The sequence below is a fragment of the Frondihabitans sp. PAMC 28766 genome (genome assembly GCF_001577365.1).
Taxonomy (GTDB): domain Bacteria; phylum Actinomycetota; class Actinomycetes; order Actinomycetales; family Microbacteriaceae; genus Frondihabitans.
Genome location: NZ_CP014513.1, coordinates 2,608,471 through 2,623,836, shown reverse-complemented (window position 1 = coordinate 2,623,836; position 15,366 = coordinate 2,608,471). Strand labels below are relative to the sequence as shown.

General features: G+C 70.4%; 14 protein-coding genes and 1 pseudogene. 9 read left to right on the top strand and 6 right to left on the bottom strand.

All coding sequences use genetic code 11. From position 1 onward, the window contains the following. Positions 1–18: 18 nt before the first annotated feature. The 3 genes from glgA to AX769_RS12625 all read left to right on the top strand — a co-directional run bounded on the left by glgA (position 19) and on the right by AX769_RS12625 (position 2,553). Positions 19–1,200 (top strand): glycogen synthase, encoded by a 1,182-nt coding sequence (gene glgA / locus AX769_RS12635; protein WP_066279854.1) that lies wholly within the window; start codon positions 19–21, stop codon positions 1,198–1,200. A 65-nt stretch (positions 1,201–1,265) separates the two neighbouring features. Continuing rightward, entirely contained in the window at positions 1,266–2,048 is a 783-nt protein-coding gene (locus AX769_RS12630; RefSeq protein ID WP_066279852.1) for an ABC transporter ATP-binding protein, read from the top strand. A gap of 247 nt (positions 2,049–2,295) precedes the next feature. Beyond that, positions 2,296–2,553 carry a type B 50S ribosomal protein L31 gene (locus tag AX769_RS12625; RefSeq protein WP_066279850.1) on the top strand — a complete coding sequence of 86 codons (258 nt, stop codon included), beginning with the start codon at positions 2,296–2,298 and terminating at the stop codon, positions 2,551–2,553. 104 nt (positions 2,554–2,657) lie between these two features. Here AX769_RS12625 and AX769_RS12620 read toward each other — a convergent pair whose 3' ends face one another. Further along, entirely contained in the window at positions 2,658–4,016 is a 1,359-nt protein-coding gene (locus AX769_RS12620; protein ID WP_066279849.1) for an NtaA/DmoA family FMN-dependent monooxygenase, read from the bottom strand. A 103-nt stretch (positions 4,017–4,119) separates the two neighbouring features. Between AX769_RS12620 and AX769_RS12615 the strand changes: the two genes are divergently transcribed. Then, complete coding sequence (locus AX769_RS12615) at positions 4,120–4,680, top strand: helix-turn-helix domain-containing protein (RefSeq protein ID WP_066279847.1); 561 nt, start codon at positions 4,120–4,122, stop codon at positions 4,678–4,680. Positions 4,681–4,689: 9 nt separating this feature from the next. On the opposite strand, the gene AX769_RS12610 is transcribed toward AX769_RS12615, so the two are convergent. After that, positions 4,690–5,418, bottom strand: coding sequence for a 3'-5' exonuclease (locus tag AX769_RS12610; RefSeq protein ID WP_066283639.1), 729 nt, complete (start codon positions 5,416–5,418; stop codon positions 4,690–4,692). A gap of 76 nt (positions 5,419–5,494) precedes the next feature. After that, positions 5,495–7,261 (bottom strand): maltose alpha-D-glucosyltransferase, encoded by a 1,767-nt coding sequence (gene treS / locus AX769_RS12605; RefSeq protein WP_066279845.1) that lies wholly within the window; start codon positions 7,259–7,261, stop codon positions 5,495–5,497. Positions 7,262–7,382: 121 nt separating this feature from the next. Here treS and AX769_RS12600 point away from each other — a divergent pair, with 121 nt between their 5' ends. Then, positions 7,383–8,327 carry an alpha/beta fold hydrolase gene (locus tag AX769_RS12600; protein ID WP_239451779.1) on the top strand — a complete coding sequence of 315 codons (945 nt, stop codon included), beginning with the start codon at positions 7,383–7,385 and terminating at the stop codon, positions 8,325–8,327. Next, positions 8,324–9,423, top strand: a pseudogene (locus tag AX769_RS12595) (glycosyltransferase family 4 protein). The gene AX769_RS12600 and the pseudogene AX769_RS12595 overlap by 4 nt, the downstream one beginning before the upstream one ends. 128 nt (positions 9,424–9,551) lie before the next feature. On the opposite strand, the gene AX769_RS12590 reads toward AX769_RS12595, so the two are convergent. Together AX769_RS12590 and AX769_RS12585 are read right to left on the bottom strand one after the other, a co-directional pair. Beyond that, positions 9,552–10,190, bottom strand: a complete 639-nt coding sequence (locus AX769_RS12590) for a histidine phosphatase family protein (RefSeq protein WP_066279842.1) — start codon at positions 10,188–10,190, stop codon at positions 9,552–9,554. A 52-nt stretch (positions 10,191–10,242) separates the two neighbouring features. Next, positions 10,243–11,097 (bottom strand): Sir2 family NAD-dependent protein deacetylase, encoded by an 855-nt coding sequence (locus AX769_RS12585; RefSeq protein WP_066279839.1) that lies wholly within the window; start codon positions 11,095–11,097, stop codon positions 10,243–10,245. A gap of 115 nt (positions 11,098–11,212) precedes the next feature. Between AX769_RS12585 and AX769_RS12580 the strand changes: the two genes are divergently transcribed. After that, positions 11,213–12,055 carry an RNA methyltransferase gene (locus tag AX769_RS12580; RefSeq protein WP_066279836.1) on the top strand — a complete coding sequence of 281 codons (843 nt, stop codon included), beginning with the start codon at positions 11,213–11,215 and terminating at the stop codon, positions 12,053–12,055. After that, the gene (locus AX769_RS12575; RefSeq protein WP_157887611.1) at positions 12,052–13,371 is read left to right on the top strand and encodes a D-alanyl-D-alanine carboxypeptidase family protein; all 1,320 of its coding nucleotides are present in this window, start codon (positions 12,052–12,054) and stop codon (positions 13,369–13,371) included. Before AX769_RS12580 ends, AX769_RS12575 begins: the two co-directional genes overlap by 4 nt. On the opposite strand, the gene AX769_RS12570 is transcribed toward AX769_RS12575, so the two are convergent. Beyond that, positions 13,311–14,141, bottom strand: a complete 831-nt coding sequence (locus AX769_RS12570) for an SGNH/GDSL hydrolase family protein (protein ID WP_066279826.1) — start codon at positions 14,139–14,141, stop codon at positions 13,311–13,313. The two genes, AX769_RS12575 and AX769_RS12570, sit on opposite strands and share 61 nt — an antisense overlap. Positions 14,142–14,164: 23 nt before the next feature. Here AX769_RS12570 and AX769_RS12565 point away from each other — a divergent pair, with 23 nt between their 5' ends. Next, positions 14,165–15,352, top strand: a complete 1,188-nt coding sequence (locus AX769_RS12565; RefSeq protein ID WP_066279821.1) for an acyl-CoA dehydrogenase family protein — start codon at positions 14,165–14,167, stop codon at positions 15,350–15,352. Positions 15,353–15,366: the final 14 nt, after the last annotated feature.

Here is a 15,366-nt window from a genome sequence, read left to right as displayed (position 1 = left end):
GCGACTACGGTAAGGGCCGTGCGAGTCGATGTGATCACCAAGGAATACCCTCCGAACGTCTACGGTGGGGCGGGCGTCCACGTGACCGAGCTCGTCAAGGCACTGCGTCCGTCGATCGAGGTGCAGGTGCGGGCCTTCGGACACGCGATCGACGAGCAGGACACCACCGGCTACCCCGATCTCGTCGGGCTCGAGAACGCCAACGGCGCACTCAAGACCCTCGGCGTCGACGTCCGCATCGCGCAGGACACGGCCGGCGCCGACGTGGTGCACTCGCACACCTGGTACGCCAACGCGGCCGGCCAACTCGCTCAGATGCTGCACGACGTGCCCCACGTGCTCACCGCGCATTCGCTCGAGCCCCTGCGACCGTGGAAGGCCGAGCAGCTCGGCGGAGGCTACCGAGTCTCGAGCTGGATCGAGCGGCAGGCCTACGAAACCGCCGACCACGTGATCGCCGTGAGCGACGGCATGCGCCGCGACATCCTGCGCTCCTACCCGCAGATCGACGCGGGCAAGGTCAGCGTCGTCTACAACGGGATCGACCTCGAGTCGTGGCGCCGTCTCGACGAGCCCGAGCTCGTGCGATCGCTCGGCATCGACCCCGATCGCCCCGCCGTCGTCTTCGTGGGCCGCATCACGCGCCAGAAGGGTCTGCCCTACCTGCTGCGAGCCGCCGCCCTCCTGCCCGACGACGTTCAGCTGATCCTGTGCGCCGGCGCCCCTGACACGCCCGAGATCATGGCGGAAGTCACCGGGCTCGTGCACGAGTTGCAGGAGACCCGCTCGGGCGTCGTCTGGGTCGAGCGCATCCTGCCCCGCAACGAGCTCTGCGCCGTGCTGTCGAGCGCCACGGTGTTCGTCTGCCCGTCGATCTACGAGCCCCTCGGCATCGTCAACCTCGAGGCCATGGCCTGCGGTCTGCCCGTCGTCGGAACCGCGACCGGCGGCATCCCCGAGGTCGTCGCCGACGGCCTCACGGGGCGCCTGGTGCCCATCGAGCAGGCGACGGACGGCACCGGCACACCACTGGACCCCGACGGGTTCGTGCAGGATCTCGCCGCGGCACTGACGGAGACGGTGGCCGACCCCGGCCTCGCCGCTCTCATGGGTCGCGCCGGCCGCGCCCGCGCCGAGCTCGATTTCAGCTGGGCCGGCATCGCCGAGCGCACTCTCGAGGTGTACCGCTCGCTCGTCTGATCCTGCTTCTCCACAGGCCGCTGTCGTGCGGCGTGTGGGCGGGTCTCGTGGAATAGAGTTCAGACATGCCCACCGTTCTGCAGCTCACCGATGTGTCCGTCGTCCGGAATGGCTCGCGAATCGTGAACGACGTCTCGTGGACGGTCGACTCCGACGAGCGCTGGGTGGTGCTCGGGCCGAACGGCGCCGGCAAGACCACGGTGCTGCAGATGGCCGCCGCCCAGACCCACCCGTCCTCCGGCGGCGTGCAGATCCTGGGCGAAGACGTCGGCAGCGCCGACCTGTTCGAGCTGCGCCCGCGCCTCGGTTTCGCGTCGACGACGATCGCGCGCCGCATTCCGCCGAAAGAGAAGGTCGTCGATGTCGTGCTGACCGCCGCCTACTCGGTGACGGGCCGCTGGAACGAAGAGTACGAGGGCGTCGACGTGCGCCGCGCGCACCGCGTGCTCGACGAGTGGAAGCTCGACCACCTCTCTGAGCGCCCCTTCGGCGAGCTCAGCGACGGCGAGCAGAAGCGCGTGCAGATCGCCCGCGCCGTCATGACCGACCCCGAGCTACTGCTGCTCGACGAGCCCGCCGCGTCGCTCGATCTCGGCGCCCGCGAAGAGCTGCTGCAGATGCTCGGCGGCTACGCCTCGAGCGAAGGCGCACCGGCCATCGTGATGGTGACGCACCACGTCGAGGAGATCCCACGCGGGTTCACGCACGCCCTGCTGCTCGCCCACGGCGAGGTGCAGGCCGCTGGCCCCCTCGCCGACGTGCTGACCGCCGAGACCCTCGGCGAGACCTTCGGGCTGCGGCTCTCGGTCGCGTCGGCCGAGGGCCGCTACACGGCTCGCGCCGTCTGAGCAGTCGGGCGGCCGCTCCGCTGAGCGCAGGCGCCGTCTGACTCGCTGTCGTGCTTCGGCGCGAGATGGCCTCTCCGACAGGATCACGCGGCACCGAGCGTCGGACAGGCCATCTCGCGGAGCCGACAGGGCACGGCGCCGGATCGTGACGGGAGTCTTCCGGTCTGGTAATGTTGACGGCTGGCCCTCGGCCACCCCATAGTGCTGGCAAAAACCAGTGCGCCTCTACTTTTTTTAGGATGCTTCCATGAAGACCGACACTCACCCCGACTACAACCCGATCGTGTTCCGCGACCTCGCCTCGGGTGAGACGTTCCTCACGCGTTCGACCGCGACGAGCGACAAGACCATCGAGCTCGACGGCGTCACGTACCCCGTCATCGACGTCGAGATCTCGTCTGCTTCGCACCCGTTCTACACGGGCAAGCAGCGCATCCTCGACTCGGCCGGCCGCGTCGAGAAGTTCAACCAGCGCTTCAAGAACTTCGGCGGCAGCGCCAAGTAGTCGCACCTGCTTCGTCTGGGCGCCCGCCACCGTCTGGTGGCGGGCGCTTCTGCGTGCACGGCAGAGCCGACTCCGCTGCAGGGCCGAGAGCGCGCCAGAGCCGGCTAGTGGCGGTAGGCAGCCGCAGGATGCGACGCCGGCAGTCGCGACGACCCGCCCGTCAACCGCTCGCGCATCGTGCCGCCCCGCGGCGTCTCGGGCAGCAGACCCCGAGAGCGCAGGATCGGCATCACCTTGTCGATGAAGTCGGCGTACGTGTCCATCCCGCCGTACGTGTACTCGATCAGGAAGCCGTCGATGTCGGCCTCCTCGACGAAGCGCTGCATCTCGTCCGCGACCTGCTCGGGAGTGCCGGTGAGGCGCGGGCCACCGATCGACGTCGTGATCCTGTCGAGGATCTCGGCGACGGTCGGGCTCTCGTCGCCCTGCTGGAACATCGCGAGCATCGACTGGCCGACCTCGGTCGTGACTTCGGCGAGCGTCTGCTCGAGGCCGAACTTCATCAGGTCGACGCCGCTCCAGCCCATGAAGAGCGCCGCGGCGGCCTCGCGAGACGGTGTCGCGTCGAGGGAGGCGCGGGCAGCCAGGGCCTCCTCCTCGGTGTCGGCGACGACGATCGAGACAGCGTCCATCACGCGGATCGAGTCGGTCGCTCGGCCGTTGGCGACGGCGCGAGCGCGCAGGTCGGCGACCGTCGCCTTCGCTGCCGAGACGTCGCGATCCTGAATGAAGACGCACTCGGCGAAGCGGCCGGCGAAGGCGCGGCCGGCCGACGAGGTGCCGGCCTGCAGCAGCAGGGGAGTGCGCTGCACCGACGGTGTGGCCGGGTAGTAGCCGTCGAGCCGGAAGTACTCGCCGTCGTGCGTGATGCGGTGCACCTTCGACGGGTCGGCGAAAGTGCGCGTGGCCTTGTCGTAGACGATCGCGTCGTCCTCCCAGGCGCCCTCCCAGAGCGTGAACGAGAGCTCCAGGAACTCCGTCGCGCGGCGGTAACGCTCGTCGTGCGGAGTGACCTCGCGCTGGCCGAGCAGCTTGACGAGCCCGACCTGGTTGTCGCTCGTGACGACGTTCCAGGCGATGCGGCCTTTGGTCAGGTGGTCGAGCGTCGTGAAGGCTCGGGCGTTGAGGTACGGCTGCTGCGCCGTCGTCGAGGCGGTCACGACGAAGCCGAGCCGATCGACCGTGGCCGCGAGACCGGAGATGATCGTCATCGGGTCGTGCACGGGAAACTGCACGGCCTCGCGGATGACGACCTCGGGCACGTCGTCGCCCGACATCGGGTAGCCGATGGCCTCGGCGAAGAACAAGAAGTCGAAGCCGGCGGCGTCGAGCTGTCGCGCCATGTCCTGCCAGTACTCGAGACTCGCGAAGTCGCGGGTGTCACCGCGCTCGTGGTGCCACGCGTTGCTGATGAAGTTGGGCGTGAGCTCCTCGAAAGCGCCGAGGAAGATCTGCTTGGTCACGGTGTCGGGCCTCTCGTCGGGCGGTCGGCCGGTTGCCGAATCTGATAACCAATAGTTATCAGGATGCGACGGGTCACCGCAAGTGCACCGCTACCGTGGACCCATGGAGACACCCGACGCCCTGCAGACGGAGATCGGCCAGGCGGTCCGCGCCGAGCGGACCCGTCGCGGCTGGAGCATGCGCGAGCTCGCCGGACGGGCAGGCGTGTCGCAGCCCTTCCTCTCGAACGTCGAGAACGCGCGGATCTACCCGAGCGTGCCGACGCTGTACGCGCTCGCGTCGGCCCTCGACATCCCTCCGGCCCAGCTCATGCCCGTCGTCGGGTCGCCCGAGGCTCCACCCGTGCATCTGCCGGCGACGGAGGGCTCGACCGACACGGCTCGGCTCGTCGCGGGCGGCCCGGGGCGAGCCCTCGAGTCGTACCTGTTCGACCTCGGGCCGGGCTACGCCGACGAGCCGGCGTTCAGCCACGAGGGCGAAGACGTGGTGCACGTGCTGGAGGGGATGCTCGACGTCGTCAGCGGCGAGGGCGAGCCGGTGCGGCTGACGGCGGGGGCGACGCTGTGGCTCGACGGGGTCGCTCTGCACGGGTGGCGGGTGCCTGCAGATGCTCCCCGCCGGACGCGCGTGCTGCTAGTCACGGGTGGTCGCGGCCGGAAGTGAGCCCGACGCCTACGGGCGGATGGGCCACTCGCCGGCGGCCGTGAAGGTCGGGTCTTTGTGCCGCATGTACTCCTGGAAGCTGGCGGCCTGCTCGCCGCACCAGCCGATCTGCAGGGTGTGGAGGTCGTGCGCGGGCACCCCGAGCTTGTCGGGGTGGCGGCGGGCCATCGCCTGGGCAACGCGGCCGGCTGCGATCGCGTCGGCGCCGGCGTCGTGCGCGTCGGTGAGCGAGACCTCGTAGAACTCGGCGGCGGCCTCGAGGGTGCGCTTGCCCTTGCGGTACTTGTCGACGGCCTTGTCGATGACGAGCGGATCGATGACGCAGCCGCCGGTGTGGTCGGACCCGGCGCCCAGGGGGTCGATACCGTAGCGCCTGGCCTCGCGGTCGAGCACCGTGAGGTCGTAGGGGGCGTTGTAGATGACGAGTGGGACGCCTCTCGTGAAGACCGCGCGGAGGGCCTCGATGATCTCGGCGACGACCTCGGCGGCCGGCCGGCCCTCGGCCTGCGCCTGCTCGGTGGAGATGCCGTGGACGGCCGACGCCTGGGCCGGGATCTCGACACCCGGGTCGGCGAGCCACTCGCCGTGGGCGATCGACTCGCCGGTCGAATCGATGAGGCCGACGTGGGCGGTGACGATGCGAGCGGTCTCGACATCGATGCCGGTGGTCTCGAGGTCGAAGACGCCGAGGCCGTCCCACCAGTTGACGGGGACGGGGCCGACTTCTGCGCTACTCACGCTCACAGGATAGAGGCGAGCACCGACATCCTGCGCTCGCCCGCGCCCGCCTGTGCATAACTCGGCGGCCGGAGGGTCAGGCGGTGGGCTCCGGTTCGGAGGGGGCGGACACGATGACGGGCATGGCGACGGTGGGGGTCGGCGCGTCGCCGAGGCGCAGCCAGAAGAAGGCCTGCGTGCCCATGGTCAGCGTCACGCGGCCGTCGGAGTCGAAGGCCGGGAAGGTGCCCCCGCCGAACAGGTCGGTGAGGGTGCGACCGGCGAACTGGGGCGCCTCGATCGTGACGGACGCCGGGTTGTGGGCGAACGAGAAGACGCAGAGCACGTCTTCGGGCGCGTCGCCGAACTGGGTGCCCGATCCTGAATACGACCGGACGAACGAGAGCACCGACTCGTGGTCGTTCGGCAGCACGTCCATGGTGCCGAGGCCGAAGGTCGGGTGCGCCTTGCGGACGTGGATCACGTTGCGGATCCAGTGCAGCAGCGATCGTGACTGGGCGAGCTGGCTCTCGACGTTGACGAGCGTGTAGTTGTAGACCAGCGACTGCACGACGGGCAGGTAGAGCTTGCCGGGGTCGGCGGTCGAGAAGCCGGCGTTGCGGTCGGGGGTCCACTGCATCGGCGTGCGCGAGGCGTCGCGGTCGTTCAGCCAGATGTTGTCGCCCATGCCGATCTCGTCGCCGTAGTAGAGGAACGGCGAGCCCTGCAGCGAGAACAGCAGCGCGTGCGCCAGCTCGAGCTCGGCGCGGGAGTTGTCGAGCAGCGGCGCGAGGCGGCGGCGGATGCCGATGTTCGAGCGCATCCGCGGGTCGTAGGCGTACCAGCCGTACATCGCCTGGCGGTACTCCTCGCTGACCATCTCGAGCGTCAGCTCGTCGTGGTTGCGGAGGAACACGCCCCACCCGGCAGTGTCGGGCACGTCGGTGGTCTCGGAGAGGATGCGGATCAGCTCGGCGGCGTTCTGCGAGCGCAGCGAGTAGAAGATGCGCGGCATGACAGGGAAGTCGAAGGCCATGTGGCACTCGGGCTCGTCGTCGGTGCCGAAGAACGCGGCGACCTCGCGGGGCCACTGGTTGGCCTCGGCGATCATGATGCGGCCCGGGTATTCGTCGTCGACCATGGCGCGGAGCTTCTTGACGAAGTCGTGCGTCGCCGGCTCGCCCTCGCCGTTGCCCTCCTCGGTCTCGAAGAGGTAGGGGATCGCGTCGAGACGGATGCCGTCGACACCGAGGTCGAGCCAGTGGCGCACGAGGTCGAAGACGGCCTCCTGTACCTTCGGGTTCTCGAAGTTGAGGTCGGGCTGGTGCGAGAAGAACCGGTGGAAGAAGAACTGGCGCCGCACCGGGTCGAAGGTCCAGTTGCTCTCTTCGGTGTCGACGAAGATGATGCGGATGTTCTCGTACTTCTCGTCGGTGTCACTCCAGACGTAGAAATCGCCGTAGGGGCCGTCAGGATCCTGACGCGACTGCTGGAACCACTCGTGCGCGTCGGACGTGTGGTTGATCACCATGTCGATGACGATGCGCATGTTCCGCTCGTGCGCCTTCGTGACCAGGTCGCGGAACTCGTCGAGGGTGCCGAACTCGGGCAGCACGGCCTTGTAGTCGGAGATGTCGTAGCCACCGTCGCGCAAGGGCGACTGGAAGAACGGCGGGATCCAGAGCGCGTCGATGCCGAGCCACTGCAGGTAGTCGAGCTTCGAGGCGAGACCGGCGAGGTCGCCGGCGCCGTCGCCGTTCGAGTCGACGTACGAGCGCACCATCACCTCGTAGAAGACGCTTCGCCTGAACCACTGGGGGTCGAGGGTGAGGCCGGGGTTCTGGATGGGGGCAGTGAAGCTCACCGTTCTCCTTCGGGTGGGGCAGCCTTCGGGTGGGGCTCTGCGGGCACGATCACGCCAGCCTAGGACGCGGTGCACGGCGAGCGGCCAAACCCGCACCGAGCCGCGTCCCTAGACTGACGGGGTGCTGCCCTCGACTCCCACCGTCCCGTCGCCGTACGCCGAGCGATTCGCCGCCCTCCCCGCCGAGGAGCGGTCGATCACGGCTCTCGGGGTGGACACGCACTACTGGGTCTACGGCCGCGACGACGCGCCGACGACCCTGCTGGTCGTGCACGGCTTCCGCGGCGACCACCACGGTCTCGAGCCGATCGTCGCCTTCCTCGACGGCATCCAGGAGGGTTCCCTGCGGGTGATCGCGCCCGACCTGCCCGGCTTCGGCGTGTCGGCACCGTTCCGGGGGCGGGAGCACAGCGTGCCCTCATATGCGAAGTGGCTGGTCGACTTCTGCCAGAAGATCGGGGCGGGGGCCGATCTCGTGATCCTGGGCCACTCGTTCGGGTCGATCGTGGCGGCCGCCACGCTGGCAGGCGGCACGGGGCGACCGGCGCTGCCCGCGGCGAAGCTGATCCTGGTGAACCCCATCGCGGCACCGGCCCTGAAGGGACCCCGGGGCGTCTTCAGCCGTCTGGCCGTGCTGTTCTACTGGGCGGGGGCGCGCGTGCCCGAGGCGATCGGCGAGCCGGCCCTCAAGAGCCGCCTCGTCACGCGCGTCATCAGCGAGGCGATGGCCAAGACGAAGGACAAGCCGCTGCGGGCCTGGATCAACGACCAGCACGACGTCTACTTCTCGAAGTACGCCGACCGCCAGGTCGTGCTCGAGTCGTTCAAGGCGTCCGTGTCGACCGACGTGTCGACCTACGCCGGCGACATCGAGCAGCCCGTGCTGCTGATCGCCGCCGACAAGGACGACGTGACGGCGCTGCCCGCGCAGTACGCGCTGCAGAAGCTGTTCGCGAACGCGCAGCTCGACGTGATCCACGGCGTCGGCCATCTGATCCACTACGAGAAGCCGCGCGAGGCCGCAGTCCTGGTCGAAGACTTCGTGGGACTCGGGGTCGCCCCGTGACTGCGACGCGCCCGCTCCGCATCGTCGTCGACTGCCGCTACGTGCGCACCGGCCGACACGACGGCATCAGCCGCTTCACCGCCGGAGTCGTGAACGCCCTCGTGGCCCCAGCCCGGGCAGCCGGCCACACCGTGACGATGCTCGTCAACGACGTGCGGCAGCTCGACAAGCTGCCCGACGCCCCGCACCACCTCGTCAGCGACCCCACGAGCCCGCTGGAGCCCCTCGTCGCCCGGCAGGTCAACCCTCTGCGGGCGGACGTCGTCTGGTCGCCCATGCAGACGATGGGCACGTTCGGGCGCGACTACCGCCTGGTGCTCACCCTGCACGATCTGATCTACTACACGAACCGCACCCCGCCGCCCGAGTTCGCGCCGCCGATCCGTCTGCTCTGGCGGGCCTACCACCTGGCTTGGTGGCCCCAGCGGGCGCTGCTCAACCGGGCGGACGCGATCGTCACGGTGAGCGGCACCACCGCAGCCGAGATCGCCGAGCACCACCTCACGAAGCGGCCGGTCACCGTCGTCTCGAACGCCGCTGATCCTGCGCCCTTCGTCGTTCCCGTGCGCACGGCGCCCGACACGCGCGACCTCGTCTACATGGGCTCGTTCATGCCGTACAAGAACGTGCAGGCGCTCGTGCGCGCCCTGCCGATGCTCGACGGCTACCGGCTGCACCTCATGAGCCGGGTCTCGGAGCGCGAGCGGCAGGATCTCGAGCGGCTGGCCCCCGAGGGCGCGCTCGTCTTCCATGACGGCGCGAGCGACGAGGTGTACCGCTCGGTGCTGCTCGGGGCGACCGCGGTGGTCACCGCGTCACGGGCCGAGGGGTTCGGCATCCCCCTCGTCGAGGGCATGAGCCTCGGCACGCCCGCCGTGGTCAGCGACATCCCGATCTTCCGGGAGATCGGCGGCAAGGCAGCGGTCTACTTCGACCCGGAGTCGCCGGCCTCGATCGCCGCCGCGGTGCGGAAACTCGAGGAGCCGGGGAGTGGGCGCGCCGGAGCGCCGCCTCGGTCGAGCAGGCCGCCCGGTTCAGCTGGGACGCGTCGGCCGAGGTACTGCTGCGCCTGCTCGAGGACGTCGCCGGCGGCTGACCGGCCGCTCGCAGGCTGACCGCGGGAGAACCGCTCCCGCACCGGCCGCCGGATAGCCGCACCACGCCTCGGACAGGTGCGGGAGACCGGACGGAGGTTCGGCAGGAGCCGAGGCGCCGCCGTGCGCGTCAGGCGTCCGAGCGGTTCTCGAGGGCGTTCTGGTAGCCGAACTCGTAGCGGCCCGCGGCCTCGGATTCGACCTCGATCGGGTCGTCGAACGCGACGAGCGAGAGTGCGCCGTCGGCGGCCTCGAACGAGTGGATCGAGCCGTTGCGGATCGGCACACCCGGGTTCGCATCCTCTTCGGGCGCGATGTGGTTGACGAGCGACCGGATCACCGCGCCGTGCGTCGCGACGACGACCGATTCGCCCGGGTGCGCCGCAGCCAGCGACAGGAGAGCCGCCTCGACGCGCTCGACCAGCGCGGTGCGGCTCTCGCGGCCGGGCACCGGGGCGCCGTTCGGGAAGGTCGCCTCGACCTCGTCGAAGGTCATGCCCTCGGCCTCGCCGTAGCTGCGCTCGACCACCCCGGGCACCACGAGAGGCGTCGGCAGCCCGAGACGATCGGCGATGATCGACCCCGTGTCGAAGGCGCGCTGCAGGGGGCTCGCGGCGACCGCGTCGAAGCGGCGACGGCTCAGCAGCGCTGCCGCGTCGACCGCCTGCGAGCGCCCGAGCGTGTTGAGGGGGATGTCGGTCGCGCCCTGGATCCGGCGTGCCGCGTTCCAGTCGGTCTCGCCGTGCCGCACGAGGTAGAGCAGAGTCATGAGGTCCTCCAGCGGCCGGGAGCCGCCGCCCCTCGACCACGGGCGACCGGGGTCAGGCGACGACGAGCCGTTCGGCCAGGGCCGTCAGGGTCTCCGACGTGCCGGCGTTCAGCTTAACGCTGGCCCGCGTGTCGCCCTTGCTGACGCCCCGGTTGATGATGACGACCGGCAGCTTCTTGCGGAGGGCCGTCTCGAGCAGCCGGATGCCGGAGTTGACGACCAGCGAGGATCCTGCGATCACGAGGGCCTCGGCCCCAGCGACCATGGCCCGCGCCTCGGCGAAGCGCTCGACCGGCACGAACTCGCCGAAGAAGACGACGTCGGGCTTCAAGACGCCCGAGCAGACGGTGCAGGACGGCACTGTGAACGAGTCGATGTCGGTCACGTCGACGTCGCCGTCGGGGTTCAGGCGGATCGCGTCGGGCTCTTCGAGCCACGGGTTGTTCTCGGCCATCAGCTGGGCCATCTGCTCGCGGGCGAACTGCTGCCCGCAGGTGAGGCAGACCACCCGGTCGCCCGAGCCGTGGAGCTCGACGACCCGGCTCGACCCGGCCTGCAGGTGCAGGCCGTCGACGTTCTGGGTGACGACCCCGTTCGTCACGCCGGCCGCCTCGAGGGCCGCGAGCGCCCGGTGCCCGGCGTTGGGGGCGGCGATGCGGAAGCTGCGGTAGCCGAGATGGCTGCCGGCCCAGTAGCGCTTGCGGTAGTTCTCGTCGGCGCGGAACTGCTGGAAGGTCATCGGGTGGCGCACCGGCGCGCCTTCGCCGCGATAGTCGGGGATTCCGGAGTCGGTGGAGACGCCGGCGCCCGTCAGGACGGCGACGCGGCGGCCGCTCAGGAGGTCGACGGCGCTCTCGAACTCGGCGGTGGTGCTGACGGAAGCGGGCTCGGTGATCGAGGGCGGCATGGTGGGGCTTCCTCCTAGGCGGGTGACGTTAGCCTAAACAACGACTCTTTCCGATATGTTTCCGACTCCTGCGAGCTGAGCGCCGCACGGGGCGAAGACCCCCCTGGAGCGTGGCTTGCGCATCACCCCGATCACCGACCTCGACCGCCCCGAGCTCGCCGACTTCTCCCGCCTCACCGACGTCGTGCTGCGGCGGAAGACCGAGCCCGAGGGCGGCCTCTACATCGCGGAGTCGTCGAAGGTGATCACCCGCGCCCTCGAGGCCGGTCACACCCCGCGCTCGGTGCTGCTCGCCGAGAAGTGGCTGGCCGGCATCGAGCCGCTGGTGCGCGACTACGACGGCGACGTGTTCGTGGGCGACGACGCCCTGCTCGAGCAGCTCACCGGCTACCACCTGCATCGCGGGGCTCTCGCGTCGATGCAGCGGCCACCGCTGCCCAGCGTCGAGTCCGTGCTGGAGGGTGCCCGCCGCGTCGTCGTGCTCGAAGACATAGTCGACCACACGAACGTCGGCGCGATCTTCCGCGCCGTCGCCGGGCTCGGAGCCGACGCCGTGCTCATCACGCCGCGGTGCGCCGACCCGCTCTACCGCCGCAGTGTCCGGGTGTCGATGGGGACCGTGCTGCAGGTGCCGTGGACGAGGCTGCCGGAGTGGCCGGAGGGCGCCGAGATCCTGCGCTCTCACGGCTTCGACATCGCCGCGCTCGCGCTCAGCGACGATGCCGTCACGCTCGACGCGTATGCGGCCGACCCGCCCGAGAAGATCGCGATGCTGTTCGGCACCGAAGGCGACGGGCTCTCCAGGCGGGCCCTCGGCGCGGCCGACACGGTCGTGACCATCCCGATGCTGCACGGCGTCGACAGCCTCAACGTGGCGGCGGCGTCGGCCGTCGTACTGTGGGCCCTCCACGCGCGGCCGTCCGAGCCGTCGCACTCGGCCTCGCAGGTCGACCGGTGAGCCGCGCCACCGCGAGCCGGCGGGAACTCCGCCGCGAGACGCGGCACCCGCACTACGTGCGACGACGCGTCGGCGTGTTCTCGCTGCTCGCCCTGATCGTCGCGCTGGGCATCTACCTGCCGGCGACTCTCCTCGCTCCCGTGCCGACCGCCGCCGGCGCCGTGACGGCGTACACGGCGCCGACCCAGGCGTCGACCCCGCTCGAGCTGCCGAGCTACGGGTCGTCCGGCATCGAGGCGGTCGGCTACCCGACGAGCCTCGCCACCGGCGGCTCGGCCGCCCCGCGCTCGATCGCCTCGATCAGCAAGATCATCACCGCGCTCGTCGTGCTGCAGAAGAAGCCGCTCGACGGCGGCAACGGCCCGAAGATCACGTTCACTGCGGCCGATCACGCCCTCTACGCCACGTACCTCGCCCAGGACGGCGAGGTCGCGCCGATGAACGTCGGCGACTCGCTCACCGAGAAGCAGGTGCTGCAGGTCGCCCTCATCAAGTCGGCCAACAACTACGCGGGCACCCTCGCGCTCTGGGCGTTCGGCACGAACACCGCCTACCAGGCCGCAGTGAAGACCTTCCTCGCGGCCCACGGCCTCACCCACACGACGATCGTCGAGCCGACGGGCCTCGACGCCCGCAACACCTCGATCCCCACCGACCTGATCGTGCTCGGCAAGCTGGCGCTGGCCTCGAAGGACATCGCCCCGATCGTCGACACGAAGCAGATCAGCATCCCGAACGTCGGCGTGGTGCAGAACTCGAACGAGCTGCTCGGCATCGACGACGTCGTCGGCATCAAGACCGGCACGCTCGACGACCACGGCTCCAACCTGCTCTTCGCGACGAAGCAGACCGTCGACGGCCACGCCGTCACCCTGATCGGCGCCGTCCTCGGCGGCAAGGACCACGACACGATCGACGCCGACATCCAGCGAATGCTGGCGCAGGTCACGGCGCGCTTCCACACCGTCGACGCCGTCGCCGCGGGCAGCGTCTACGGCACCTACGCGACCCCCTGGGGCGCCACCGTCCAGGCGAGCACCACGACGTCGGTGAGCCGGCTCGTCTACGGCGACGTGACGGTCTCGGGCACCGTCCACCTCGACCGGGTGGGCCTCGACAAGGCAGGACACCGGGTCGGGTCGCTCGAGGTGCACATCGGAGCCTCGACGACGACGGTGCCGCTCGTGCTCGACAAGGCGGTGGCCGCGCCTGACGCGTGGTGGCGCCTCACCAACCCGAAGGTGACGATCGGCGGCTACTCGGCGGACGCGTCGGCGGCGGTCTCACGCCTGGGGGCGTTCGCCTCGTCGATGTAGAGCAACCCCAGCGCCTCGGGCCGCTTCGGCCCGCGCCCGTCGCCCGACGACTGGTGACGCACGCGGCGCAGCACCCACGGCACGAGGTACTCGCGCGCCCAGCCGATGTCCTCGCGCCGGGCCTCGCGCCAGTGCCGAGTCTCGGCCTCCGGCAGCGTGTACTCCTGGAGGTCGTTGTCGACGGCGAGCGACGCGAGCACCATGCGGGCGATCGTGTGATGGCCGAGAGGCGAGAAGTGCAGGCGGTCGGGGGCCCACATCCGGCTGTCGGAGAGCTCGCGGAGAGCCCACATGTCGGCCACGACCGCGTCATGGCGGAGGGCGATGGCATGCACGTTCTCGTTGTAGATCGCGACCTTGCCGCGCAGGCGGCCGAGCACCGGGGTGGCGCCGATGTCGGGCCCGGTGAAGACGACCACTGTGGCGCCGTCCGACGAGAGGCTCTCGACGAGCCCCTCGAGGCGCCCGGCGACCTCGTCGGGGTCGGTGCCGGGGCGGATGATGTCGTTGCCGCCGGCCGAGACTGTGACGAGATCAGGATGCAGGTCGAGGGCCGCCTGCGTCTGCTGGTCGATGATCTCGTGCAGCAGCCGCCCGCGGATGGCGAGGTTGGCGTAGGCGAAGTCGTCAGACGCCTCGCCGAGCACCGCCGCCGTGCGGTCGGCCCAGCCGCGGAAACCGCCCGGGGAGTTCGGGTCGGGGTCGCCGATGCCTTCGGTGAAGGAGTCGCCGACGGCGACGAAGCGTGACCAGGGGTGGGCTCGAGGCATGGCCACAACGGTAGCGTGAGCGGGTGACGACGACATCGCAGCCTCGTGATCCTGGAACGCCCTTCGACCCGGCCTCGCTGCTCGACGACGAGCTGCTCGAGCGATTCCGGGCGAGGGCCGCAGGATACGACGCGTCCAACTCGTTTCCCGTCGACGACTTCGGCGAGCTGCGAGCCCTCGGCTACCTCCGTGCCGCCGTCCCGGTGGCGTTCGGCGGCCTGGGGCTCGGCCTGGCCGAGGTCGCGGCCCTGCAGAGCCGCCTGGCCACGGCTGCGCCGGCGACAGCGCTGGCGGTCAACATGCACCTCGTCTGGACGGCCGCCGCGGCCATCGTGCACGCGCGCGGCGAGAGCTTCCTCGACCTCGTGCTCGACGACGCGGGGCGCGGCGAGGTCTTCGCGTTCGGCGTGTCCGAGCCGGGCAACGACCTCGTGCTCTTCGACTCGGTGACGACGGCTTCGCCGACGGGCGACGGCGGGTACGCCTTCACCGGCACGAAGATCTTCACCTCGCTCTCGCCGGTGTGGACACGGCTCGGCGTCTTCGGCCGCGACGACTCGGCGGGTGATCCCGTCATCGTGCACGGCTTCCTGCACCGCGACGACGCCGGGCACGAGTCGCTGGGCGACTGGGACACGATCGGCATGCGGGGCACGCAGAGCCACACGACCCGGCTGACGGGCGCCGTCGCCCCCGCGTCGCGAATCGTCAGGACGCTGCCAGTCGGGCCGAGCGCCGACCCGCTGGTCTTCGGCATCTTCGCCGCGTTCGAGACGCTGATCGCCGCCGTCTACCGCGGCATCGCGCGCCGGGCCGTCGCTCTCGCCGTGGCCGCCGCCGCGGGTCGATCGTCGCGACGGACGGGGCAGCCGCTCGCCGCCGACCCGGTGGTGCGCTGGCGCATGGCCGACCTCTGGGTCGACGTCGACGGCCTCGAGCCGCAGATCGACCGCGTGGCGCAGGATCTCGACGCCCTCGTCGACCACGGAGGGGACTGGTTCCCGAGACTGGTCGCCCTGAAACTCCGCAGCACCTCGATCGCGCAGAGCGTCGTCGACCGCGCCGTGACCGTCGCAGGCGGCGGCTCGTACCGGTCGGACACTGAGCTCGGGCGGCTGTACCGAGACGTGCTCGCCGGGCGGTTCCACCCGTCGTCGAGCGACTCGGTGCACGCGACCGTGGCGCAGCGGCTGCTGGGGCCCGCCGACTGACCGCGGCGAGCACC

What these genes read in the sequence shown, in the direction of transcription:
- AX769_RS12630 (WP_066279852.1), top strand. Translation starts at nt 1,266, where the DNA reads ATGCCCACCGTTCTGCAGCTCACCGATGTGTCCGTCGTCCGGAATGGC.
- AX769_RS12625 (WP_066279850.1), top strand. Translation starts at nt 2,296, where the DNA reads ATGAAGACCGACACTCACCCCGACTACAACCCGATCGTGTTCCGCGAC.
- AX769_RS12615 (WP_066279847.1), top strand. Translation starts at nt 4,120, where the DNA reads ATGGAGACACCCGACGCCCTGCAGACGGAGATCGGCCAGGCGGTCCGC.
- AX769_RS12590 (WP_066279842.1), bottom strand. Translation starts at nt 10,190, where the DNA reads ATGACTCTGCTCTACCTCGTGCGGCACGGCGAGACCGACTGGAACGCG.
- AX769_RS12585 (WP_066279839.1), bottom strand. Translation starts at nt 11,097, where the DNA reads ATGCCGCCCTCGATCACCGAGCCCGCTTCCGTCAGCACCACCGCCGAG.
- AX769_RS12570 (WP_066279826.1), bottom strand. Translation starts at nt 14,141, where the DNA reads ATGCCTCGAGCCCACCCCTGGTCACGCTTCGTCGCCGTCGGCGACTCC.